This is a genomic window from Alcanivorax sp. HI0044 (genome assembly GCF_001634945.1).
Genome location: NZ_LWEZ01001195.1, coordinates 1 through 25,653, shown reverse-complemented (window position 1 = coordinate 25,653; position 25,653 = coordinate 1). Strand labels below are relative to the sequence as shown.

General features: G+C 53.9%; 17 protein-coding genes. 16 read left to right on the top strand and 1 reads right to left on the bottom strand.

What is annotated here, in order from left to right; genetic code table 11:
• The coding region (gene thrH, locus A3730_RS16170; RefSeq protein WP_082872421.1) for a bifunctional phosphoserine phosphatase/homoserine phosphotransferase ThrH at nt 1–310 on the top strand (310 nt) is incomplete at its 5' end.
• A gap of 126 nt (nt 311–436) precedes the next feature.
• Here thrH and A3730_RS16165 read toward each other — a convergent pair.
• Nucleotides 437–1,570 carry an anthranilate synthase component I family protein gene (locus tag A3730_RS16165; RefSeq protein WP_063518595.1) on the bottom strand — a complete coding sequence of 378 codons (1,134 nt, stop codon included), beginning with the start codon at nt 1,568–1,570 and terminating at the stop codon, nt 437–439.
• A gap of 306 nt (nt 1,571–1,876) precedes the next feature.
• Here A3730_RS16165 and A3730_RS16160 point away from each other — a divergent pair, with 306 nt between their 5' ends.
• The 15 genes from A3730_RS16160 (at nt 1,877) to A3730_RS16085 (ending at nt 24,386) form a co-directional block, all read left to right on the top strand.
• The gene (locus tag A3730_RS16160) at nt 1,877–2,710 is read left to right on the top strand and encodes a DUF6160 family protein (protein ID WP_063518594.1); all 834 of its coding nucleotides are present in this window, start codon (nt 1,877–1,879) and stop codon (nt 2,708–2,710) included.
• Between the two features lie 94 nt (nt 2,711–2,804).
• Nucleotides 2,805–4,385 (top strand): sulfotransferase, encoded by a 1,581-nt coding sequence (locus tag A3730_RS16155; protein ID WP_063518593.1) that lies wholly within the window; start codon nt 2,805–2,807, stop codon nt 4,383–4,385.
• Between the two features lie 232 nt (nt 4,386–4,617).
• A complete protein-coding gene (locus tag A3730_RS16150; RefSeq protein ID WP_063518592.1) occupies nt 4,618–5,427 on the top strand; it encodes a C39 family peptidase in 810 nt (269 codons plus the stop codon).
• 43 nt (nt 5,428–5,470) lie between these two features.
• A complete protein-coding gene (locus tag A3730_RS16145; RefSeq protein ID WP_082872420.1) occupies nt 5,471–6,484 on the top strand; it encodes a flagellar protein FilC in 1,014 nt (337 codons plus the stop codon).
• 30 nt (nt 6,485–6,514) lie between these two features.
• Nucleotides 6,515–8,182, top strand: a complete 1,668-nt coding sequence (locus A3730_RS16140) for an OmpP1/FadL family transporter (RefSeq protein ID WP_063518591.1) — start codon at nt 6,515–6,517, stop codon at nt 8,180–8,182.
• Nucleotides 8,183–8,253: 71 nt separating this feature from the next.
• Nucleotides 8,254–9,153 carry a hypothetical protein gene (locus tag A3730_RS16135; RefSeq protein WP_156496647.1) on the top strand — a complete coding sequence of 300 codons (900 nt, stop codon included), beginning with the start codon at nt 8,254–8,256 and terminating at the stop codon, nt 9,151–9,153.
• Nucleotides 9,154–9,193: 40 nt separating this feature from the next.
• Nucleotides 9,194–11,221, top strand: a complete 2,028-nt coding sequence (locus tag A3730_RS16130; protein ID WP_156496646.1) for a hypothetical protein — start codon at nt 9,194–9,196, stop codon at nt 11,219–11,221.
• A gap of 101 nt (nt 11,222–11,322) precedes the next feature.
• The gene (locus tag A3730_RS16125; protein WP_063518588.1) at nt 11,323–12,021 is read left to right on the top strand and encodes a GntR family transcriptional regulator; all 699 of its coding nucleotides are present in this window, start codon (nt 11,323–11,325) and stop codon (nt 12,019–12,021) included.
• A 9-nt stretch (nt 12,022–12,030) separates the two neighbouring features.
• Nucleotides 12,031–12,921, top strand: coding sequence for a methylisocitrate lyase (gene prpB, locus A3730_RS16120; RefSeq protein WP_063538451.1), 891 nt, complete (start codon nt 12,031–12,033; stop codon nt 12,919–12,921).
• Between the two features lie 140 nt (nt 12,922–13,061).
• The gene (gene prpC / locus A3730_RS16115) at nt 13,062–14,207 is read left to right on the top strand and encodes a 2-methylcitrate synthase (protein WP_063518586.1); all 1,146 of its coding nucleotides are present in this window, start codon (nt 13,062–13,064) and stop codon (nt 14,205–14,207) included.
• Nucleotides 14,208–14,314: 107 nt separating this feature from the next.
• Complete coding sequence (gene acnD / locus A3730_RS16110; RefSeq protein ID WP_063538449.1) at nt 14,315–16,906, top strand: Fe/S-dependent 2-methylisocitrate dehydratase AcnD; 2,592 nt, start codon at nt 14,315–14,317, stop codon at nt 16,904–16,906.
• Nucleotides 16,907–17,033: 127 nt separating this feature from the next.
• On the top strand, nt 17,034–18,212 hold the full coding sequence (prpF, locus tag A3730_RS16105; protein WP_063521527.1) for a 2-methylaconitate cis-trans isomerase PrpF: 1,179 nt from the start codon (nt 17,034–17,036) through the stop codon (nt 18,210–18,212).
• 216 nt (nt 18,213–18,428) lie between these two features.
• Entirely contained in the window at nt 18,429–19,916 is a 1,488-nt protein-coding gene (locus A3730_RS16100) for a bifunctional 2-methylcitrate dehydratase/aconitate hydratase (RefSeq protein ID WP_063518786.1), read from the top strand.
• 166 nt (nt 19,917–20,082) lie between these two features.
• Nucleotides 20,083–21,245 (top strand): IS3 family transposase gene (locus tag A3730_RS16090; RefSeq protein WP_156496711.1). Its coding sequence is split into 2 segments (ribosomal slippage): nt 20,083–20,338 and nt 20,338–21,245, totalling 1,164 coding nucleotides; the frame shifts between segments, so codons are not numbered across the junction.
• 501 nt (nt 21,246–21,746) lie between these two features.
• Nucleotides 21,747–24,386 (top strand): hypothetical protein, encoded by a 2,640-nt coding sequence (locus A3730_RS16085; RefSeq protein ID WP_156496710.1) that lies wholly within the window; start codon nt 21,747–21,749, stop codon nt 24,384–24,386.
• Nucleotides 24,387–25,653: the final 1,267 nt, after the last annotated feature.

Genomic DNA, 25,653 nt, shown 5'->3' with positions numbered 1-25,653 from the left:
GCTGGGATGGCCGACCCTGTTCTGTCATCGCCTGGAAGTGGACGAGAAAGGCCGGATCACCGACTACAAACTGCGCCAGAAAGACCCGAAGCGGGCCTCGGTTATTGCGTTCCACAGCCTGAACTACCGGGTCATTTCCGCCGGTGATTCCTATAACGACACCACCATGCTGGGTGAAGCCGAGCAGGGCATCCTGTTCCATGCCCCAGACAACGTGATCGCCGAGTTTCCGCAGTTTCCGGCAGTGCACAGCTACGACGACCTGAAGAAAGAGATCATCAAAGCCAGCGAGCGTGATATTCCGCTGTAGGGCACGCTGCACGCAACACGCTTCATGCAACAACGCGAAGCGAGTCTATGAAACCTTGAAATGAAAAGCCGCGACCAAACTTGGGTGCGGCTTTTCTGTTGGTGAGGCGTGCTGCTCGATGTGGCCCTACATAAACCTGTCTTCCAGGGCGCCCATCAGCCTGGCAACCTTGAAGCGGCTCTCTTCATACTCCGCCTCGGGTATCGAGTCGAAAACAATGCCTCCTCCGCCGTGGCAATAGAGATTGTCGCCTTGGGTTTGCAGGGTGCGAATCAGGATATTGCTGTCCAGGTTCCCTTGGTCATCCATCCAGAAGAAGCTGCCGCAATAGGCCCCGCGGGGTACCGGCTCCAGCTCGGCGATGATTTCCATGGCTCGTTTTTTGGGTGCCCCAGTAATCGATCCCCCCGGAAAGGCGCTCAACAAGGCCTGAAGCGGAGTGATATCAGCCTTCAGGGTGCCAGTGATGGTGCTAACCAGATGCTGCACATTACTGAACCGGCGCAGTTCGAAAAGCGGGGATGCCTGGATGCTGCCGGATTCACAGCTGATGCCCAGATCATTGCGGAGCAAGTCCACAATCATCAGGTTCTCGGCCTGATCCTTGGGGTTGGCCTGCAACTCGTCGGCCAAAAAATCATCCTCTTTGGGGGTGCGCCCTCGTGGCCGGGAGCCCTTGATCGGTTCCGTAATTACCTGCCGATTCCTGATGGAGAGAAACCGTTCCGGAGAGACCCCGAATACACTGCTTCCATCCTCGTTCTTGAAGAAGCAGCTGTGCGGAGCAGGGTGGGCCTGTTGCAATGCCAGCCAGGCTTCCAGGGTGGAGCCCCTGAAGCGGGTTGAAAAACGTTGGGCAAGATTGACCTGGTAACAGTCTCCCGCGCGCAGGTAATCACGGATCCTGGCAAGGCTGTCCAGATAGTCATTCCGCGTTTGTTCGGGCTGAAACGCGGATGTCAGAGCAAAGCTGGCTGGCTTTGTTTCTGTTGCCCAGGAATCACCCGGTTCGTTTCTGCCGGGCGCATCCTTATACAGGTAGACCCATGCCGAGTAGTGCGCAGCCGTTAATCCCTGCAATTCGGCACCGGCCTCATAGGGCAGGATGCCAGCAGCGAAGCAAAAATCCCCCGCCAGCGCTTGCTCCACACTGGCCTGTAACTGCTGCAGCTCAGCCCGAGAGCGCGCGCGCAGCACCGCATCTGGCTCGCCGAGCCAGCGTAGTTCGCCATCAGATTGAAAAACGCAACGGAAAGTCATGGCCGGCCAGAGTAAAATGGGTTGGCTAGTCTAACCCTGTAACGCAACGATGCCCAATCCTGTTACTGCGGGTAACAGTTCAGACGGAAAGGGCACGACACCGTATCGGGCGAGAACCTGCTACGGATGTGCCAAATTAGATAAAATTCAATGATTACAGATAGATAGGTATGCCTTTGTGGCCAAAACCATTTTGTAACGGGCATATTTGTTTTTGTAACTGTTGTGTTAACGTAACTACGTGCTCTGCGAAGACTGGGGCGCACATAAGCATTACAACAACGTTGTGCACACGAGGAGAACAATATGAATTTCAAGAAACTTGCTCTGGCTGCCGCTGTAGCCGTCGCGCCGATGAGCGCCCTGGCTCTCGAGCCGATGCAGGATGAAGCCCTGTCCAGCGTGACGGGTCAGGACGGTATCAGCATGACCATTGACGGTAGCATCACAACCGACGTGTGGATTGAAGATACAGACGGCCTGGATGGTGCTGACGGCGGTGCTGGTTTCATGACCATCGCTGGTCTTAATGTCGATTTGGACGGTGTTACGATCGATATCGATGCGGGCGGTTCTGCCACTGGCGCAAACACTGGTGTACTTCAAGTTGCTATTGGTATCCCCAATGACATCACTCTGACTAATTTGTCGATTGGCGTTCAGGGTTCCAGCGCAGCGACCGCTGGTGCAAGCGCTGACAACTCTCGCCTTGGTGATATTACAAATTCCACTGAGGTGTTGAGCGTTGGTACTTTGACACTAGCTGCTTCAGATTTGATTATGCAGCTGGGTCCTGATGCAGGTACACCTGCTGTTGGCACCGCCAACTTCCTTGAGCTGAGCGGTACCGTAAACGTGTCTTTGGATGATGTTCAGCTGTATGGCGGTACTAGCAATGCCGGCTGGATTGGGGCAGAAAACATCTCCGTTAATAACTTGGTACTCGGTGATGGCACCGATAATACTACTGCCAACCTGACCTCAACCGGTCTGGAGCTTACGGTGAGCACTACCGCGAATGATGTTGGTGTTGACATCTCCCGTCTGACTTTGGGTGATGGCTCTGCGGCGGCTCTGGGTAATGTCTACCTGACTGGTCTTGATCTCGGTGGTACTACGGTGGCCATCTCTGGTCACTAATAACGGCTGCAACTTCGGTTGCGAGTTGAAAAATACCCGGGCTTGCCCGGGTATTTTTTTGTTTCGAGGAAGGCAGATCTATAGGCGTCGTTGAATGCAGAAAAGGATAACGGTAGAACAGTTGCGAGGGCAGGTTGCACAGCTCTGCCGGGCTGGGCAGCTTGTGAGGGCCGTTGAGGTGCTAACAGCCTTGGCGGGAAAAGGCGTTTGGGATTATGGCTGCCTGCACACCATAGTGGATGCGGCACTCGCAAAGGATAGCGCCAGCTTGGTTAAGCCCTTGGTTGACCGTGTGATAAAACACAGGAGCGGCGAATGGCAGGGTTGGGAGCTGCGTTACAAGCTGTTTCGTGCTTCGGCGCGCTGGTCGGATGCCTTGGTGGCACTTCACAAGATCGAGAAATTGTCGTCGGCTTCCATGGCTTGGGTTTGGCTGGCCAAAGCGGAAGCGCTTGAGCATTTGCTGAGACCGGAGGAGGCGATGCAGGCGCTGGATCACCAGGCTGAGCTGGAAGCGGTGTCAGGGAATTCACGGCATTGGTATCTCAGGGCGACGGTATTGCTGCAACTCAAGGACCGCCAAGCGGTGATTGAGAGCATCGAGCCAGTGCTACAATCCTTGCCAGAGGATCAATACGTGGCCAGTGCCTGGAAAGTAGTGGGCAAGGCACTGGATGCATTGGGCCGTTATGAGGAGGCGTTTGCCGCCTTCAAGCGTGCCAACAGCATCCTGGCCAAGACCCAAAATATTGCCGAGAATCCGCTGCGCAGGCGGATTGAGGTGTATCGCTCGCTTTACGACAAGGAGTGGGTCGCGCAATGGGAGCATTATTTTACGGATAATGAGCCAGTATTTCTGGTTGGCTTTCCTCGCTCGGGAACCACATTGCTGGAACAGGTGTTGGACGCTCATGCAGGCATTCAGGCGCTGGAAGAGCCGCCAACGACAGCGAGAGTGATGCAGGCGTTGATCCCATGGCTAAATGCGTCGGCCATAAAGGATGGCGCCATGAAGGCGTCCCAGGGCTGGAAAGAGCAATGGCTTGCCGGTTTCCGCTATATGAGCAATATACCAGAAAGCCAGATTAAAGCGCTTCGTAGCACCTATTTTCAGGTGGTAAGCGAGCGGCTGCGGCGAGACAAACGGAAATTGCTGATCGATAAAATGCCGCTGAACTCGGTGGAAATCGGCTTGATTCTTCGCTTGTTTCCGAAGGCCAAATTTATTGTTGCCGTACGCCACCCTTGCGACAGTGTGCTTAGTGGTTACATGCAGTCCTTTCAGATGAATGAGTCCATGGCCAATTTTGTGGATCTGGAGGTGGCGGCGACATTTTACAGAAATGTTATGAGCTTGCTTTGGCAATATGAGGATGTCTTTGCCTTGTCCGAGCGTATGCACACAATTCGCTATGAGGATGTGGTGGCGGACTTGGGTGCAGAGGCAAAAAAGATACTGTCTTTCCTCGGTCTACCGTGGGATGACGCCGTTCTGGATTTTGACCTGCATGCGAAACAAAGGAAAACCTTGGCCACGCCCAGCTATGGCGGGGTGACCCAGAAAATTTACACCGATTCAGTTGGCCGCTGGAGGCATTACGCTCCATGGCTGGAGCCTGTATTGCCACAATTCAAAGCGACTGCTGAGCGTTATGGGTATGACCTTTCCGTGTAGCCTAATGTGAGTTGCCAATGGGGAAGGGTGTGTGGTCGCAGTCTTTATGTCCCTGAGCGGGTTGTAACCCATTGATTTTATAAGTTGCGATGGTGGCGAGCACTTGGAATGACCGCTAAGCTCGCGTCTTTGCTTCTTCGGCGAATTAACATGGTTGCCTGTGCTGGGTGACGTGGTTAACATGTCTGACCATATTGGACACAAACAATAACAATAATGCTGGATGCCATAGATGCTGACTTCCATGCTGGGTGTGGCGCTGATATTTTTTGCAGCCAATGAGTCTGTTGTGATCGAACCCCCCAAGAAAGGGGAGGTCTACTACGAACACCCGACGACACCAGTGCCATTACGTGAACGGGATATCGTGGTTAAACCGGTATCTGAGTTCCGTTATCACAATGTTACGCGCCAGGCGTATGACTATTCCTGTGGCTCTGCAGCCCTTACGACGGTGCTTAATCAGTATCTTGGACGCCAGTTCCAGGAGCGCCAGATCATGGAAGGGCTGTTGCGATTTGGTGAAACGGATAAGATTGTCGAGCGCCGAGGATTTTCCCTTCTTGATATGAAGCGTCTGGCGACAGCACTGGGCCACCCTAGTGGGGGGTTTAGAGCCGAAATGTCAGATATTAAGACGCTGGATCACCCCGCTATTGTTCCGATCGCTTATGGTGGGTTTAAGCATTTCGTTGTGCTTAAGAAGTATCAGAATGGCCATGTCTATGTTGCCGATCCTGCTTTGGGGAATATCAGTTTCAGTGAGACAAAGTTTCAGGAAGTCTGGGATCAAAACGTACTCTTTATCGTGTTCCCGAACGGTTTTGAGCCTCAGGATGGGCTCCAGTTAACGGATTATGATCTGCGCCTGATGGATGAACGAACCATTAACCGTTGGGCATTCGAAGTGTTTCCAGTGTTTACTGCGCCAATAGAAAACTGGGCAGACAAGGCCAGTACTCTCGAGAGAGTGCAGATCACAGAAGACGACGGTAGCAAACGCGTAATTAACGTGCCGACGCGAACCTACTTCCACAAATAAAGCCTGCAGTGGCTAATAACAACCAGAACAAAGGAAGGCTTGCATGAAAATGATGTCTGGGAAGGTTGCAGCAACTGCTGCTTTCATGTTGTTGCAGCATGTTGCCTGGGCGGCAGATAGCGTGGAAGAAGCACGTGATGCCTTGCAGACCCAAGAAGATGATGTCACGCAGGAAAAAAACCTGGAAGAGGTGTTCCAGGCAGCGGAAAAACAATACTCGCTTTTGCCAAGTGGCCAGATGTCGCTCAATTTCTCTGCCAATTACAATTATTATCGTGATGATCGTATTGATATCGCGATTGATGAAAATTCAGGCAGCATTAGCCGGTTCCGGGTCGAGCAGGATGCACAGCACGCTTTTTCGTCGTCTCTTTCCCTTGATTACGGTATCTGGAATAACCTGACGTTTAACACGCGCCTGCCTGTCTCCTATAAATACGATACCCAGAAAGATGTCTCTCAAGCGGCGCTGGGCGATGTTTCATTCAGCTTGCGTTATCAGCCCTTTCCGGTAAAACCAGGCGCAATGAATACCACTTTGTATACCACGTTGAGTACGCCAACAGGGGATAGCCCCTACGACATTAATACGCGTGAAGAGGTGTCGAGTGGCTCGGGGTATTACTCTTTGGGTGCTGGCGTCAGCGCGAGTAAAGTTATTGATCCAGTCGTGCTTTTCGGCTCTGTAGGGTACACCTACGCGTTTGACGCCACCGGGTTGAATCAGCTGCGAGGAAACCAGATTCTGCGCGAAGTGCAGCCGGGCGATAGCCTGAATTTCTCCATGGGCTTTGCGTATGCGCTTTCATATGAGGTGTCCCTGAGCGCGAGTTATCAGCAATCGTATAATTTCGATACCAATTTTATTTTCGAAAGTTATTCCGCTCAGTCAGAAGATTCCACATCCAGTGTCGTGAATACGTCACTGGGCTTGCGTACTTCCAGCAACCGCATTGTGAACTTGAGTTTTGGCTTTGGTTTAACCGAAGACTCCCCAGATGTGCTGCTTGGCATTTCTATGCCGATCGATTTCTCAGGCCTGAAGCCAGGTGCTTAAGCCGTTACAAGCAGTCGGAAGGGGTATGCCATGAAAAAGAACAATAAGCAGCTTGGCGTGAAACTGCTTGGCCTGATTGCCAGTTTGGCGGTGGGGCTGACTCATGCCCAGCTTGCTAACAACATCGCTCTTGATGTGAGAGCAATGAGTATGGGGCATGCGGTTACCGCTGATCCTCCCGGGATTATGGCCATTCACTTCAATCCGGCTGGCTTGGCGAAGCTGGATGGTCGCCGTGTGGAGTTGCAGTTCGTGGGTGCGGATTTTCAGCTGGAGTCAGAGTTTTCAGCGCCGCCAGGATATAACGTTTTTGGGTTTTCGGACGACCCCATCGTCTGTAGCGATGCTCCCGATGATGGCGTGGATTACTGTCGCGAGTTCAAATCTGCAACCAGTACGGTGGAAGGCATTTCTCTGTATGTGCCGTTTATTAATGATACGGTAGATCTGCCGCCTGGGCCGCTTATTGCCGGGCCGCTTCCTTCATTTTCTATTCGACCAGCTGGCTCTAAATTCACCTTTGGTACCGCAACCTATTTGCCGCTGGCAGCTGGGTTCTACCGGGATGAAGATGATGTGGGTAACTATATGGGTGAGCGTATGGCGCTGGAGCGCATCACCTATCTGTCGCCTTCTGTGGGCTATCGGGTTAACGATGAGCTTATGCTGGGTGCTTCCATCGGCATGAGCTTTCAGGCGATCGCTCTGGAGCAGGATTTCCGAGCGCCTAACGAACTGCTGGGGTTTGCACGAACTCTTGATGAAAGTATCTGTGCTCCCTTCCAGGGGGAGTCAAATATTGCGCTCGACCTGATCCTTTTTGGTATTTGTCGCCCTGAGGAAGGCCTTGGGCCGTTTAAAAACCTTGCCTCGCTGGATGTCTCCATGGACCAGCGTTTCAGTCCGTCCTATAACCTGGGGGTGTTGTGGGAGCCGAATGATCGCTTTGCATGGGGAGCCGTGTGGCGTTCAGAGGCTAAAACGCACATGAAAGGGGATTACAAAATTTCCTATTCCAACGCCGCGCGCTCCACCATTAATGGTATTGGTGGCTCGGCAACCGGTGCCATTGCCTTGGCTGTATTGGGTATTCCCTCCTACGTTCCTGAAGAGGAAGTGGGCAAGGTAAGCATGGATTTAACCATGCCAGCTACTTTTCAGACAGGTATCAAATTCAAGCCCACCGAACGACTGCAACTTAATGTCGATGCGGTTTGGGCGGACTACAAAGAGTGGGACGCATTCAATATCGTCTTCGACCGTAGTTCTGCGGTGCTGAGTCTGGCACGACTGTTTTCGCCTGGCTCCACGTCTACACAGTTAAGTTACCCACTGAATTTCCAGTCCACGTGGAACCTGGCGTTTGGTGCAGCATATGATTTGACCGGTCGAATTCAGTTAAGGGCAGGTTATGAGCCCCGAGCGTCAGCAATTCCTGAAGATAGAAGAAGCCCCATGGTGCCGATTAATGAAGCACGTTATTACAGCTTGGGCCTGGGTTATAAATGGGATAAAGATACAGATATCGATCTTGGTATCGGCCAGCTGCGCAGCAAAGATGAAATCCCTGCTAACACGAGTTGTGCTGCCAACTGCACAGGGATCGACAATGTTGTGTACAACCCGTATGCAGGTTTGGACATCAAGACTGAAGCGACGGTGACTATCGTCGGCTTGGCGTTCCGAACCAAATTCTAGTTTGTAGGCAAGAAATGTTCGTTTGCAAAAAATCTGCTGTAAGAAATGTTTATAGCGGAGGTTTGCAGGCGATGAGCCTGATAACCACCGGCAACTCTATGCAACGATTAGCCCTGTTATCTCTGCTGCTTTTGCTGAGTGCTTGCCAGAATCAATCTGGTAACACGAGGAGCAATAGCGAAGGGTTTTACGTATACACTGACGCCCAAGGAAATCTGGTAACAATGCGGCGCGCGGAGACAAAGGCCGCGCCAAAAAATGGTGGACGAGAGGCCTACCAGCAGAGCGCAGCTGTAACCTCAAAAGTCGACCCGACCTCCGAAGCGTTTTCGCAGAGCGATGTTGATGATTACCGCCCCAGTGAAGAAGTCGATGAGGAATTGGCGGCAAGAGAGAATGAGCGTTTCATTACCTATGTGGATGAAATGGGTCAGTTAGTCAGTCGTCCTTTGGATATGAAAGCAGAGCGTAAAGCCGCTCAGGACGCTCCTGCTCCTTATGAAGAGGTTGCCGAGGACGCGTTTTTGGAGACCTACAGAGCATTACGGGCAGATTGCTGTATGCATCTTATTGAGACGGCCAAGCCTCTGGAGCCAGGCGCAGAGAGTGTCGTGACGTTTGATCGTGAAAGTCTGGTTTTGAAAGGCGATTCGCCATGGCGGGCAGTGGCCTTCGCTCCGGCCGACGAGGTGTCGGAGGTTTCCCTGGTATCCTTTATCAGAAAGAAAGGGTATTTGGGTGCAGAGTTGTTATGGCTGAATTCAAAAGGCGTGCCGGTCATGATGATTGATCAGCCGTTTAGCAGGAAATACCCGGAAACATGGTATCGTTACGGGTACCTGCAGGGAACCTTGGAGCGTGAACAGGGTCAACACTATCTCATTGTTTTTCTTCCTTATTTGGACGCTCGGCCAGCTTCTGATGGCTTGAAACAGGTAATTGAAGGCGAACTGGTTCTGTCTGCACCATAGCAGGCCTAACAACCATATCGCGAGCTCACAGGTATAACGTATGCGATTTATTTTAATTCTGGCAGCACTATCGATGGGTTTGGCCGGTTGCAATGGCGGCGAAGATTTCTCTGATGCAACTATTCCAGGTTGCCCGGCCGGTGCTGGTTGTCAGCCTAATACCCGTGGTGAGGTGCTGGTCGAGCTGGTTGGGCCGCGGGTGCATAACCTTGGGTATAGCTGTACGGGGAGCAATGTCGTCTATTTCACCAATCAAGATGAAGAGCAATCCGTCAGCAGTACTGGTGCGCAAGTGACTATTCCTGCTTTTAACGCTTTATGTCCTGCCGGCACCAGTGGAGTAGAGTTTTTGGTCGGCGATGCGTTATTTGAAGGCCACTATATTTCTTTGGGTGAGCTTGTGTTCCCTGCCGACGCCTTGGCGGAAAGTTATACAGTGACGGTTTCTGATTTGGTGATTTCACCTAGAAGGGAAGCAGCCACGGTGTCAGCGCAGGTGAGAAATGTGGCTGCGTTCATTCAAGGGCTGGATACAGATTCCGCCAATGAGGCTTTTGTAAATATTCCGAATGAGGCCCATGACGTGGCTGAAGCTTTAGTGGAGCAGGCGGTTGGCGACAGCAACGTGTCGACTGATACAGCGCTTCAGGAAACCTTTGAGCTGGAAGATTATAATGATTTTCTGGCAGCTTGGGGGAATGGTGCTGAGGGTAACGGTTATTTCGCAGAGGTGAATGACGCGGTAGCGGGCGGTGTCGCGCAGCTTAATCCAAGCTCGGCTATTCCCTTGGCAAATGTGCTAGAGGCCGACCGTTATTCTTTCGCCGGAAATTACCGCTTTGATACCTGCCGAAGCCAAATTTCGCTGCTGTTTTGTGATCAGCTTCCGGACTCTATTGTGGGTATAGACTTGCGCTTCCCTGATGGGACCATTGTAGATGGGCAGGAAGTCACTGCTGAGCCTCCTTTGATACTACCCAACGGCCGCGTTTTGGGCTTGGGTAAGGCTGTGAAGACGCAGGGTGAGGGTGAAGACCTGGAAACACTCACCACCCTTGTGGCGTTTTCGCAAAATGCGACTGTCGATGAAACACTGCAACTGGATGGTGAGGTTCTCTCGGTCGAGGCCGGGGCAGATGTACAGATTAGTTTCAAAGGACGCTTTCTCAATAAGCGAATTTATAGTGCTTTTCTGCCCGACCGGGCTGAAGATGACACCAAAAATGATATACAGCGCGATTATCCCTCATTAAGCCCGGATTTACAGGAAGCCGAAAAAGGTGAGGCGACAGGCCGCTTGCTGGGCGGCGATGACGTTGAATTGCCTCTCACTTCGGAAGTGCTTACCGTGCCCCAAGTCGTTCCTGATCAAGCATATATTAATGATCTGTCGGCGGCTGGTCCCTTCACTGTTCGTTTGATGCGGGCATGTTTACAAGAGGATATTGATGAGGCCGGGTCTACATGCCGTCCTATAGATAATGAGGAATTTGAAATAGGCGATAGTGCAAGCGAAAACTATCCAACAGAAATTCTGGTTCCTGTTGAAGAGGAAATGCCTAGAGTGGCAAGCGATGTCGACAATACCACGGAGTTTTGTGTCGCGGTGGTTAGTGATGCGGGTAATCCGGATAATGGTCTGGTCACTGCCGGGCCGCTTGGAAATTGCGACCAGTGGGATGTGGGCTTTGTGAGTCGCACCCTTGAAGATCCTGATAATTCAAACAGAAGCGCTAACCTCACTTTGCTGTTGGCGCCGGGGGCAGAAAACAGTGGTGCCGCAAACTTCGGTGTCACTATTCTGGGGCGAGTAGACATGAATGACGCTTGTTATCCGCTGTATCGTACAGGCGGTCCCAATGATTCTACCGGTTTTGATAACAAGGTCCGTGCTGCCTGGGTTGATGATTTCTACCCCGTTATCCAGTCGAAGGAATGGCGGGAGGCGCTTGCGGAAGGTGAAACGCTTAGCGATGATCAGCAAGCCTTCCTGTTTTCCATTGGGCGTGGCGCCGTGCAGTTCTTTGCCGGCGCCCCCGGCGGTGGCTGCGATCCACTGGTGCCTTGATGGTTTAAGTCAGGCATTGTCAACAATTGCCCTTGAAGTCCCTATTGTTAGGGCGTAAAGTCCAGCCCGGTCGTTGAAATTGTCAACAATCGGGCTTTTTTATGTCTGTCACTGCACCGGAATCTGCACGTACCCTGGCTGATCGGGTTTTCGCCCGCTTGCAGGACGATATTGTGCGTGGCGAGATTCCGCCCGGCTCCAAAGTCAGCGAAACCGAGCTGGCAGGGCGCTACGGTGTCAGCCGTGGCCCGCTCCGCGAAGCCATCCGTCGCCTCGAATCCCGCAAGCTGTTAGAGCGTGTTGTCCATGTGGGCACTCGTGTTGCCTCCCTGAGCTTCGATGACCTCATCGAAATCTACCATGTGCGCGAAGCGCTGGAAGGCATGGCGGCGCGGTTGGCTGCTGAGCAAATGTCCGCTGAGGAAGTCAACGGCCTCTATGACGTGCTGGCCCAGCATGAGCAGCAGCAGGATCTGCAACAGGACACCGCCTATTTCCAGCGAGAGGGCGACCTGGATTTCCATTACCGCATTATCCAGGGCAGCCACAACGGGACCCTCAGCCAGATGCTGATTGGTGAGCTTTACCATCTGGTGCGCATGTACCGTTATCAGTTTAGCTCGGTGGCCAATCGTCCCCAGAAAGCCCTTAACGAACATCGCCGTATCGTGGAAGCCATTGAAGCTCGCGATGGCGAGATGGCGGAACTGTTGATGCGCCGCCATATCAGTAGTGCCCGCAAGAACATCGAAACCCAATATGCCGCTCACAAGGCGGAAAACCTGAAATCGGATAACTAGGAGAACGCCATGTCAGCAAACCTGACCGCCGGCGGCCGCTTCCGTAAAGCGCTCGCGGAAGAAAAGCCCCTGCAAATCATGGGAACCATCAACGCCTATGCGGCAATGATGGCGGAACAGGTTGGCTACCGTGCCATCTACCTGTCCGGTGGCGGTGTGGCCAATGCCAGTTACGGTATGCCGGACCTGGGCATGACCAGCATGAACGATGTGCTGGAAGACGTGCGTCGTATCTCCAGTGCCGTGGAAACGCCGCTGCTGGTGGATATTGATACTGGCTGGGGTGGGGCGTTCAACATTTCCCGCACCGTTAAGGAAATGATCAAGGCCGGCGCTGGTGCGGTACACCTGGAAGATCAGGTTGCCCAGAAGCGCTGCGGCCACCGCCCGAACAAGGAAATCGTCTCCCAGGAAGAAATGGTCGACCGGGTAAAAGCGGCCGTTGATGGCAAGACTGACGACGATTTTTTCATCATCGCCCGTACCGATGCCTTCCAGAAAGACGGTCTGGAAGCAGCGATTGAGCGTGCTCGTGCCTGCATCGACGCTGGTGCTGACGGTATCTTCGCAGAAGCAGTACATACCCTGGAAGATTATCAAGCCTTCAAGAAAGGCCTGGGCGATGCGCCATTACTGGCAAACATTACCGAATTTGGTGCCACCCCGCTGTTCAGCCGCGAAGAGCTGGCCGAGGCCGGCGCCGATATGGTCCTGTATCCACTGAGCGCTTTCCGTGCCATGAACAAAGCGGCGCTGCAGGTGTACCAGAGCATCCGTGAACAGGGCCACCAGAAAGACGTGGTAGACATCATGCAGACACGTATGGAGCTGTATGATTTCCTGAACTACCACGATTATGAGCAGAAACTGGATGCACTCTTCGCCAAGGGCAAGGGTTAAGCGAACACGATCATTGTAGGAGCGGCGCTTGAGCCGCGAACCCGCGACCAACGTTGCCAGCCCTTCGCGGCCCAAGCGCCGCTCCTACAGAAAAGATTCCGCCACGGCGGTTGAACAAAAGATTCAAAAGGAGATAGATCATGGCAGAAGCAAAAAAACTCGGCGGCGCAGGTCTGCGTGGCCAGGTAGCCGGTAAAACCGCACTTTCCACTGTAGGTGTTTCTGGCTCAGGCCTGACCTACCGCGGTTACGACGTTAAGGATCTGGCGGAAAACTGTGAATTTGAAGAAGTGGCGCACCTGATTCTCAAGGGCGCGCTGCCGACTCAGGCTGAACTGGATGCCTACAAGACCAAGCTGCAAGGTCTGCGAAGCCTGCCAACAGAACTGAAAACCGTTCTCGAGCAGATTCCGAAAGAGGCTCACCCCATGGACGTGATCCGCACCGGTTGTTCCATGCTGGGCAATCTGGAACAGGAAGACACTAGCACGATGGGTGTCTTCCCGACCCAGGAAGCTTGTGTCGATCGCATGCTGGCCTGTTTCCCGTCCATCATCTGTTACTGGTATCGCTTCAGTCACGATGGTGTGCGTATTGACGAAAACACTGGCGATGCCTCTATCGGTGCGCACTTCCTGCACATGCTGCGTGGCGAGAAGCCCAACGAGCTGCATGAGCGTGTTATGAACGTTTCGCTGATTCTGTATGCAGAGCATGAGTTCAATGCCTCTACGTTTACCGCCCGTGTTTGCGCTTCCACACTGTCCGATATTCACAGCTGCATCACTGGTGCTATCGGCACCCTGCGTGGCCCGCTGCATGGTGGCGCCAACGAAGCGGCCATGGACATGATCGAAAAATTCACCGATGCGGATCATGCCGAGAAAGAAATGATGGGCATGCTGGAGCGTAAAGAGAAGATCATGGGCTTTGGCCATGCAATCTATACCGAATCCGATCCGCGCAACGCCATCATCAAACAGTGGGCCGAAAAGCTGGGCCAGGATGTGGGCGATACCGTGTTGTATCCGGTGTCCGTGCGTTGTGAAGAAGTCATGTGGCGCGAGAAGAAACTGTTCTGCAACGCCGATTTCTTCCATGCGTCTGCCTATTTCTTCATGGGCATTCCGACCAAGCTGTTCACCCCGATTTTCGTGATGAGCCGCCTGACCGGTTGGGCCGGCCACGTAATGGAACAGCGTGCAGACAACCGCATTATTCGTCCGAGCGCGGATTACACCGGTGAAGAACTGCGGGCGGTAACGCCGATCGCTGAGCGGGGTTGATTCGCTCTTACTGTAGGAGCTTGCTTGCAAGCGAAGGGTTCGCCTGCAAGCAGCCTCCTACGGAGATATAGATCCCAAGATTCACCCAGACAAGAGATCCCCAGGCTATGAACACCGAATACCGCAAATCCCTACCCGGCACCGAGCTGGACTATTTCGACACCCGCGCGGCGGTCGATGCGATCCAGCCTGGGGCCTATGCAAAACTTCCATACACTTCCCGAATTCTGGCAGAGCAGCTGGTGCGCCGTTGTGCACCTCAGGATTTGACCGGTGCGCTCAAGCAGCTCATCGAACGCAAACGCGACCTGGACTTTCCCTGGTATCCGGCCCGCGTTGTCTGCCATGACATTCTCGGCCAGACCGCGCTGGTAGACTTGGCCGGCCTGCGTGATGCCATCGCCGAGAAGGGCGGTGATCCGTCCCAGGTGAACCCGGTGGTGCCGACCCAGTTAATCGTTGACCACTCCCTGGCCGTGGAGCACCCCGGTTTTGAAGAGGGCGCGTTCGAAAAGAACCGCGCGGTGGAAGAGCGCCGCAATGAGGACCGGTTCCATTTCATCAACTGGACTAAAACCGCCTTCGATAACGTGGATGTGATCCCCCCGGGTAACGGCATCATGCACCAGATCAACCTGGAAAAGATGTCTCCGGTGGTACAGGTGCGCGATGGCGTGGCCTTCCCGGATACCTGTGTGGGCACTGACAGCCACACCCCCATGGTGGATGCGCTTGGCGTCATTTCTGTAGGCGTTGGCGGCCTGGAAGCCGAAAACGTCATGCTTGGTAATCCGTCCATGATGCGTCTGCCGGATATCGTTGGTGTGGAGATGACCGGCAAGCTGCATCCGGGTATCACCGGTACCGACCTGGTGCTGGCATTGACCGAATTCCTGCGTAAAGAACGTGTTGTTGGTGCCTACCTGGAATTCTTCGGCGAAGGGGCCGACAGCTTGTCCGTTGGCGATCGCGCTACCATTGCCAACATGACACCGGAATACGGTGCTACCGCTGGCATGTTCTTTATCGATGATCAGACCATTGAGTACCTGCGCCTCACCGGCCGTGAAGATGATCAGGTGGCATTGGTAGAAAAGTTCGCCAAGGAAACCGGCCTGTGGGCTGACGGTTTGAGAGAAGCGGAATACGAACGCGTGTTGTCGTTCGATCTGTCATCCGTTGGTCGTAACCTGGCAGGTCCTTCCAATCCTCACTCTTTACTGCCGGTCTCCGAGCTGGGCAGCCGTGGCATTGCCAAGGAATGGAAGCAGGAAGAAGGCCTGATGCCTGACGGCGCCGTGATCATCGCTGCCATTACCAGCTGTACCAATACATCAAACCCGCGCAACATCATCGGTGCGGGTCTGTTGGCCCGTAACGCCAACAAGCTGGGCTTGATTCGTAAGCCCTGGGTTAAGAGCTCTCTGGCGCCCGGTTCCAAGACGGTAAAAATGTACCTGGAAGAATCAGGCCTTCTGCCCGAGCTGCAGCAGCTAGGCTTCGATGTGGTGGCCTTTGCCTGCACCACCTGTAACGGCATGTCCGGCGCGTTGGATCCTGAAATCCAGAAAGAAGTGATCGAGCGTGATCTGTATTCCACCGCTGTGCTGTCGGGCAACCGGAACTTTGATGGCCGGATTCACCCCTACGCCAAGCAGGCGTTCCTGGCATCTCCGCCACTGGTAGTCGCTTACGCTATCGCCGGCACCATTCGTTTCGACATCGAGAAGGATGTGTTGGGCCACGATCAGGACGGCAACCCGATCATGCTCAAGGATATCTGGCCGTCTGATGAAGAGATCGATGCGATCGTTAAATCTGCGGTGAAGCCGGAGCAGTTCCGCAAGACCTACATTCCCATGTTCGAGAAAAAAGGCGATGGTGTACGTGCAGCGAGCCCGCTGTACGATTGGCGTCCACAGTCCACCTACATTCGCCGCCCGCCTTACTGGGAAGGGACCATGGCCGAAGCCCGCGCGCTCAAAGGCATGCGTCCACTGGCTGTGCTGCCGGACAACATCACCACGGACCACTTGTCGCCGTCCAACGCGATCCTGCTGGACAGTGCGGCAGGGGCGTACCTGGACAAGATGGGTTTGCCGGAAGAAGACTTCAACTCCTATGCAACCCACCGTGGCGATCACCTGACTGCCCAGCGTGCCACGCTGGCCAATCCGAAACTGTTCAACGAAATGGTCAAGGATGAAGCGGGCAATGTGATCCAGGGCTCTCTGGCCCGGGTTGAGCCGGAAGGCGAAGTGAAGCGCATGTGGGAAGCCATTGAAACCTACATGGAGCGTAAACAGCCGCTGATCATTATCGCTGGTGCCGACTACGGTCAGGGCTCGTCCCGTGACTGGGCCGCCAAGGGTGTAGCGCTGGCCGGGGTGGAAACCATCGTGGCTGAAGGCTTCGAACGTATCCACCGCACCAACCTGATCGGCATGGGGGTAATGCCCCTGCAGTTCGAGGAAGGGACAACGCGCAAGACCTTGAACATCGACGGTACGGAAACGTTTGATGTGGAAGGCACCCCGGCTCCGCGGGCTGAGCTCACACTGGTCATGCACCGTGCCAACGGTGACGTAGAGCGCATCCCGGTGCTGTGTCGCCTGGATACGGCAGAAGAAGTGTCCGTGTATTCCGCCGGTGGCATCCTGCAAAAATTCGCCAACGAGTTCATGGCGGAAGCGGGTTAGGCGGCAACAGTAGGGCGGAAATTGGCGTTAGCCAATCTCCGCCGACTGTTTGTCGATGTTTGTTTGCAAACGAACAATGTAACCCCGCCGGGCAGTCCCGCCGGGGTTTTTTAAAGGGAGCAATACAATGGCTCACGCCCCACAAATTAAAATCCCCGCTACCTATATGCGTGGCGGCACCAGCAAAGGCGTTTTCTTCAGCCTGACGGATCTGCCTGAAGCCGCACAGGTTCCCGGCGAAGCCCGCGACAAGATTCTGCTGCGGGTGATCGGCAGCCCCGATCCTTACGGCAAACACACCGATGGCATGGGCGGCGCCACGTCCAGCACCAGCAAGTCAGCAATCCTGGCGAAAAGTGAAAAGGCCGATCACGACGTGGATTATCTGTTTGGCCAGGTTTCCATCGATAAACCCTTCGTGGACTGGAGCGGCAACTGTGGCAACCTGACAGCAGCAGTGGGGGCTTTTGCCATCAATAACGGCCTGGTGTCTGCTGACCGAATCCCTGATAACGGCATTGCGATTGTGCGCATCTGGCAGGTCAATATCCAGAAAACCATCATTGCCCACGTTCCCATTACCAATGGTGAAGTTCAGGAAACCGGCGATTTTGAACTGGACGGCGTAACCTTTCCGGCCGCCGAAGTAAAAGTGGACTTCATGGACCCGGCAGACGGGGAGGGCGCCATGTTCCCCACCGGCAATGTGGTTGATGAGCTGGAGGTTCCGGGCGTTGGTACTTTCCCGGCCACCATGATCAATGCCGGTATTCCTACCGTTTTCGTCAATGCAGAAGATATCGGTTACACCGGTACCGAGCTGCAGGGTGACATCAACGAAAACAAGGAAGCGCTGCAGAGGTTTGAAACGATCCGTGCCTACGGTGCTAAGCACATGGGACTGATCGACAACATTGAAGAAGCCCAGGCGCGACAGCACACCCCGAAGATTGCCTTCGTCTCCAGGCCCAAGAGCTACGCCGCCTCCAGCGGCAAGCAAATTGGTGAAGAAGATGTGGACCTGTTGGTGCGTGCGCTGTCCATGGGCAAGCTGCACCACGCCATGATGGGCACCGCTGCGGTTGCCATCGCCAGTGCCTCGGCAGTGCCCGGCACCCTGGTCAATCTGGCGGCTGGCGGTGGCGAACGCGACAGCGTTACCTTTGGTCATCCGTCGGGCACGCTGCGGGTTGGCGCGGGGGCCAAACAGATCGATGGGCAGTGGACGGCCACCAAAGCCAGCATGAGCCGTAGCGCCCGTGTGTTGATGGAAGGCAATGTCCGCATCCCCGGAGACTGCTTCTAGGTAACGCCAGCTGAAACGGGTAGCCACTGTAGGTCAGATTAGCCTGAAGGCGTAATCCGACAAATTCATTGTCGGGTTACGGCTTTGCCTTTCTGTGCCCTTGGGTGAACCCGATCTGCAACTGTAAAAGCCGCTCAATTAACCCCCGGCAATGCTTGACCCTCTGCCATCCCGGGGGAGACCCTGAAAGCCAACCGATCCAGGGAGGCGTCTACCATGGCCAGCAATACCGATCAGAACCTGCGACCCGATTACGATCAAGTCATTCAGGACATTGTTGACTACGTTCGCGATTACCGCATCGAATCGGAAGAAGCTTGGCAAACCGCGCACTATTGCTTGCTCGACACCCTCGGTTGCGGGTTCCTTGCCCTACGTTTTCCGGAATGCACCAAGCATCTTGGCCCGATAGTGGAGGGCACTGTGGTGCCTCACGGGGCTCGGGTTCCCGGCACCCCGTACCGTTTGGATCCCGTAAAAGCGGCCTGGGACATCGGCTGCATGGTCCGCTGGCTGGATTACAACGATACCTGGCTCGCTGCAGAGTGGGGGCACCCATCGGATAACCTGGGCGGCATTCTGGCGGTAGCCGATTATCTCTCACAAAAACGGGTAGCGAACGGTGAGCCGCCCTTGACCATGAAGGCTGTTCTGGAAGCGATGATCAAGGCCCATGAAGTTCAGGGCGTGCTGGCGCTGGAAAATTCCTTCAACCGCGTCGGCCTGGATCATGTGTTGCTGGTCAAGGTTGCATCCACCGCGGTGGTCTCACACCTCATGGGTGGCAATCGGGAGCAGATGCTGTCTGCGGTCTCCCATGCCTGGGTGGATGGCCAGGCACTGCGTACTTATCGCCATGCCCCCAATGCGGGCTCACGAAAATCCTGGGCAGCGGGGGATGCCACCAGTCGGGCGGTGCGTCTTGCAGATATCGCCCTGCGCGGTGAAATGGGAATTCCGGGCGCGCTCACTGCCCCCCAGTGGGGGTTCTACGATGTGCTGTTCAGCAAGACCAACAAGGACCAGGCCATCAAGCCGGAAGAACAGCGTCAATTCAGCTTCCAGCGCGGTTATGGCTCTTACGTGATGGAAAACATCCTTTTTAAAATTCGCTTCCCGGCCGAGTTCCACGCGCAAACGGCATGCGAGGCTGCGGTATTGCTGCATCCGGAGGTAAAAAACCGCCTGGATGAGATCGACAAAATTGTCGTAACCACCCATGAATCAGCCATCCGCATCATTTCCAAAGAGGGACCACTGGCCAACCCGGCGGACCGGGACCATTGCCTGCAGTACATGATTGCCGTGCCCTTGATCATGGGGGACCTCAATGCCGACCACTACGAAGACAGCTTCCACGCCAACAACCCGATGATCGACACCCTGCGGAATAAAATGGAAGTCGTGGAAAGCGAAGAGTACACCCGCGATTACCTCGACCCGGATAAGCGTTCCATCGCCAATGCGATACAGGTTTTTTTCAGCGACGGTACAAAAACGGATGTTGCTGAGGTGGAATACCCCATAGGCCATCGACGCCGTAGAGAGGAGGGCATGCCCGTGCTGAAGAGCAAGTTCCACCAGAATTTGCTGACCTGCTTCCCGCCAACACGGGCGCAACACATCCTCGACGCCTGCAATAATCCCCAGTCCCTGGCCTCCATGCCAGTGCATGAATTTATGCACATGCTGGTGGTCCTGTAGCAGCGCAGCGGAGCAGCGACCGAGAGTCGGCCCGTAGGGTGAGCGTAGCGAATAACGTCCCTTGCGGCGCGATACGACACTTTCACGCTTGGGCTATAGTGTAGTGGTCTAATGAATCCGGACACCAACATAGGTGGTAAAGTTACCACCTTAATCGAGGTGCCAGATGACCAGAAAACGACGTTCCTTTACTCCTGAGTTCAAGCAGGAAGCCGCCAGCTTGGTGTTGGATCAAGGCTACACTGTTTCCCAAGCCAGCACATCGCTTGGTGTAGTTGAGAGCGCGCTGCGGCGCTGGGTCAAGCAGCTTGAGGCGGAACGTCAAGGTGTTACCCCCAAAGGCAAGGCTCTTACCCCGGAGCAGCGCCGGATACAGGAGCTTGAGGCTCGGTGTGAGCGCCAGGAACGGGAGAAGAACATTCTAAAAAAGGCTACTGCTCTCTTGATGTCGGACGACTGGAATCGTACGCGCTGATTGACCAGTTAAGTGAGCGGGAGCCTGTGGAATTGGTCTGTTCAGCGTTTAATGTGCATCGTTCCTGTTACTACGAACATCGTAAGCGGTGCCGTCGTATTGATGTGGAGAGGGTGGCCTTGAAAGCCAAAGTGAACCGCTTGTTCAATCAGAGTCGCAGTTCGGCGGGAAGCCGTACGATACAAGGGCTCCTCAATGAGCAGGGGGAGGAAATTGGCCGTTTCAAGGTACGCAGTCTTATGCGTGAACTCGGGCTGATCTGCAAGCAGCCCGGGCCTCATGCTTACAAGCAGGCGACAGTAGAGCGGCCCGATATACCGAACCATCTGGATCGAGAGTTTACGGTGGCAGCCCCGAATCAGGTGTGGTGTGGAGATATCACCTATATCTGGACGGGGAAAGGCTGGAGTTACCTAGCTGTCGTGCTGGATCTCTACGCCCGGCGAGTTGTGGGCTGGGCCATCTCCAGCCACCCGGATGCAGATCTGGTGGTGAAGGCCCTGGATCATGCCTGGGAGCAACGAGGTCAGCCTGAGAAAGTCATGTTCCACTCGGATCAGGGCGGCCAATATGCCAGTCGCATGTTCCGGCAGCGGTTGTGGCGCTATCGGATGCAGCAAAGCATGAGCCGGCGGGGCAACTGCTGGGATAATGCGCCAATGGAAAGGCTGTTCCGTAGCCTGAAGTCAGAATGGGTGCCGACAATGGGCTACCGCAACTTGCCTGAAGCAAAGAAAGATATCGGTGACTATCTGATGGGTTACTACAATCACCACAGGCCTCACAGCTACAACAGCGGAATCGCCCCTGCGGTGGCCGAGGAAAAACCTAAATCACTGTCCGGTATTAGTTGACCACTACATAGCCACCTTGGTTCCCTGCACCAAACACCAGATCCATAAGCGGTCCTTCTCCGACTACGGCAACCCTGGTTTCTTATCCAGTTGCTCTTGAGCAGGGATCATCAGCCTTGAGCGTCAAGCTGAATGAAACATATCCAATCGGAATATTCCGGTGCCGTTTGTGCACTTTGGTAACAAGCTGTTTTCTGGGTAAAGAGTACAAGCATGCATAGGCCTGGTAAATAGTCTGTTTATCTTGCATAAGCTGCTGATATTTATGGATTAATAATAAAGATACTGTGTAGTGTTTTCGTTAACAAGTGTTGCCATAAGGTTTGGCGCTGTGTAGCCTTGTGACTAAATATCGTAAGCCCTGACCATATCGTTCACGCCTCGGCAAAGGCTAATAACAACAATCATGGGGTCACAGTGCGTCGAAATACGTTCTATACAGGATTATTGCTGGGCGCGGCCGTATTGGCTCATCCCTTGTCTGCTTACGGCCTGACGGCCATGAGCGATGATTCCATGTCTGAAGTATCTGGCCGGGACGGCATTACCGTGGTTGTTCAAACGCCTGATGCGGGATGGGAGGCAACATCAGCGGGCTGGACTACCGATGTGGATGGCTTCGATGCTGACAAGAGCGGTGGAATATCGACAGCGGAAGAAGCCTACAAGGCAACCCTTCAGCTCGATACCGTCAAGGCCCGCAAAGTCGATCTGACGGGTGCAACCTTGGGTGGCGGCCCGGCCATTCTCACTACCAAACTGGATTTTGGCTCTACGGGAGCCGACCCGCTCATGCAATTTTACATGGGCGTTAACCGCATTCGGCTGGAGGCTGCGGCATTACGCGTCCCCACTTCCCAATCCTCTACTGCACAAAGTCGCTCTTTCGGCTCTTGGGCATTGGATACCTCCATGCGCATGACCTTCCGCAATCGTGGTCTGTTCGATGCCGATTACGATAAAGGCTACCTGAAAGGCGAAGTCGGGGGCTTGAACCCGCATACGAACCAGGTGGAATACGCCAACCTGTTCTACAAACAGGTCATTACCACCAACTCTGACCCTAGCACTTATGAGCCCGAAATGGTCATGCACGACTTTCATGCCATGTGGGAAATGACTGAAGGCACTTTGGGTATTGATGAGGACGGCTTCATCTGGCGCACGGGTTACGGCGGTGATTGGGCTAATGCCCCAGTGGATAATCCTGCCACACCAGGAGAGAACGAGGCCGTCACTAGGCTAACCCAAGCCGATGTAATTAAATTGGCCCTGGATTTCGAGTACCTTTATAAAGATCCGGGCATTCATGGTGAATCGCAGGATTTTGTGATCACGGATAAAAGCCGTGGTGTTATGCACTTTGGTTGGTTGGGCAGCGCGAAGGATGTAGAGCTTTACTGGCGTCCGGGCGGTACATGGTACGGCACAGAAACGCTTGCGTCAGAGTATGGCAGTCATGTCATCTACGACATGGCCAACAAATCCGGCGGCTTGCACTTTGGCGGGGGCTGGGAATTCGTCGACCGTGCCGAAGCCGCACAAATCGGCGACCCGAATCTGGAATTCCGCTGGCGCCTGGGGGAAACCTCGGATGTCTGCCCGGGTGGCACCTGTGCGAGCGGTCAGGACAAATCCCGTATCAACTTTGAGCTCGGTAACTGGACCTTATGGGGCAAGCGCACCTACGGTGACGAAACTATTGCTGATGATGGCTTTGATTACCCCTACGCCAATAATCTGCACATCAAGCCGGCATCGTTCCACTTCCCGTTGATCGCGCTGGACGCTATCAATGGCGATCAAGGGGCAGGGGGCTTTTGCTGGGGCTTTGCCTACAATGGCCCGGCAGCGACCTGTGCCGGCAACAGCAGTCAGTTTATCAACCTGACCCCGGGCCATATCGGTAGTGCTTACAGTAATGGCAGCTACACCGCAGCCATGGAGCACAGCGGCGCAAACTCCACCGGTGGCCTGGCCATCTACATGCGCGATGCCCAGCTGCAAGCCTTCTCGCGGAATGTGCGCTTTTTGGAGCGTGACGGAAATGGCGATCTAATACCGGCTAAAGAAAGAAATCTTGACTGGGGGCTGATCTATGCCTTGGCCAATGTTGACGCCAGCATCTATCTCTATCCCGGCGGGAATAGTTACGACCAAGACAGCGGTATTGTTGCAGATCTGATGCTTATGTCTCAGACCTTTGATGAGGATGATCCGTTGCGCCAAGGCTCCAACTGGGATCATGGCACCCATCTGATGATTGCTGACACTAATATTAATGGTTTAGATGCTGGTTCGGGTGGTTATGGTGAAACCCCTCGTAATGCTATGGGTATTGGTTTCCTGGATACCAGTTTTTTGCTGGCCGCTAATGATACCCGCATCATGCTTAAAGAACAGTCTGGCACTAACGACATGGATTACTATAGTGGTGGCCTTGATCTGGCATCGCCGTCCACTCGTTTCAACTACAAGGCTACCTTTGGTGGTGGCATCCTGCCGGACGATAATGGCAGCTACGGGATTGGCCCGCGCATTGTTCAAGGTGCCTTGCTTGACTTCAATATGGAAGGCGCGCTCAACGTAAGGTTCTCGCCTTCCAATCCCAATGACACTTGGGCGGCCGCAGAAGCAGGGCAGTATACCGGCCCGCTGAATAGCGCGAAAAATTATCTAGGTTATAGCGCCGCAGCTCGGTTCGGCTCACTAAATAATGTCTTGGGCAATGAGGGGACGGAGGGTGGCATTGGTAACCCAAACGGTTATGGAGCTTACCTTAGCTTGGGTGAGCCCGGTCGCCCGGATGTAGTCTGGCGCTTTGCCAATGTAGAAGGCGATATCGCTTTCGATAATGGCATTATCGATATCCGAGCTGATGATGAAGATGGTGATGGCAAGCCGAAGCTCATAATCGCTAATAATATGCTGATTGGTCGTGCAGCCGCGGGAAGGGTTACAGAAGGCTTTAGTGGTCTGGACGTAAGTCGTTATAACAACGGTGGTCCTGTATCAATGGGGCAGGACTTTAAGGCCAATTTGATGCTGGGTGAAAATACACTGGGTACGGCCGTAATTCCTTCTGCTACCGTCTATTCCTCCATCACTCTTACAACCCCTACACCGGGTTCAGGGCTGTGATGCTTTTGAGGAGCAAGAAGCAAATGACCATGCAAACGATAAAAAAAATGTCCCGATGTATTAAATGGGGTTTCCCTGCCAAAACTACAGTAGAAATCTGCACGCAAGGAATGCCCGCTCTCGGCTTCTCACTAATGCTCCCTTTACTGCTGGCGGCTCCCTCGGTAAATGCTTTGGTGGAAATGGAAGAAGAGCAAATGGCCAACGTTACCGGTGCCGGTTTAGCATTTGTATTCGATGATTTTAGTTTCCGGATGGCTCCAACCAGCTTTGTAGAGTTAACGGGGTCACAACCGACCTCTGATGCTTATAATAATTTCGGATGGCGCCGAGGCGACGCCCGTTACTATGGCTTGTCCATGACAAGTGCAGGGTCCAGTAAAACCAACGGAAGCGGTAACTATTTTTATGGAACAGACTGGTATTCAAGTAACTCCGGAGGGGGCGGGTGTGGGAATTCTGCTAGTCAGGGAGCAACGGTAACGAGTTTAAGCTGCCCCATGGGTGTCGGTGATGGGGATTTTGGGGTTGATGCCTTTGCATCAGTTTATGACCCTTTCATGCTGCGTGTATTTGAATATCAAGGTTACAATTACGATGGTGGCTGGCTTGATGAGCCAGCAGGAACTCCCGGCTCATCAACGGGTATCGGCGGTAAAGTAATGCCAAGTGTGCTTGAGTTTCGTGGCCCTGCAAATTCTGATCCCTGGCGTTGGGCTTTCTGGGGTGAGTTGGAAGTTAACCGTTATCATGCAACTGAAAATCCAACTGGCAATCCTGCTGCCTCGGGCACAGATAACAATTCTGTTGTTGGCAGTGGCGGCGCCGATTTTCTGCAAAGCCAAACCATTATTCTTGGCAAACCGATATCAAAAGGGGACATATGGGATAGGGAGACCGACTCTTATAGTGCTCGTCAGGAGGGGCCCCGTCGTGCGGTACAACGCTGGATGTACACAACAAATACAGCTGATCAAACCTTTGGTGTGACTTACGATAGCGCGTTGTCAGGGGATTTTCGTTTTTCCGTTCGGCAAGCAGGTGGCTCACCTGATCAGCTTCATTATGTTCCGAATTTCAATAATCAGGAAGGAATGTATTTCAGGAATGTGGATGCCTTCATTCCTTTGGGGACCCTTCATTATCAGGCGCTGACTTTTAGTGGCGTTAGTAGATACGATGAAAATGGAAACGAACTTGCCAATCCTGTTCAGAATGGCAACTTTTCGATTGAACTGACTCGNATTCCAGATGTTTCAAATGTTTA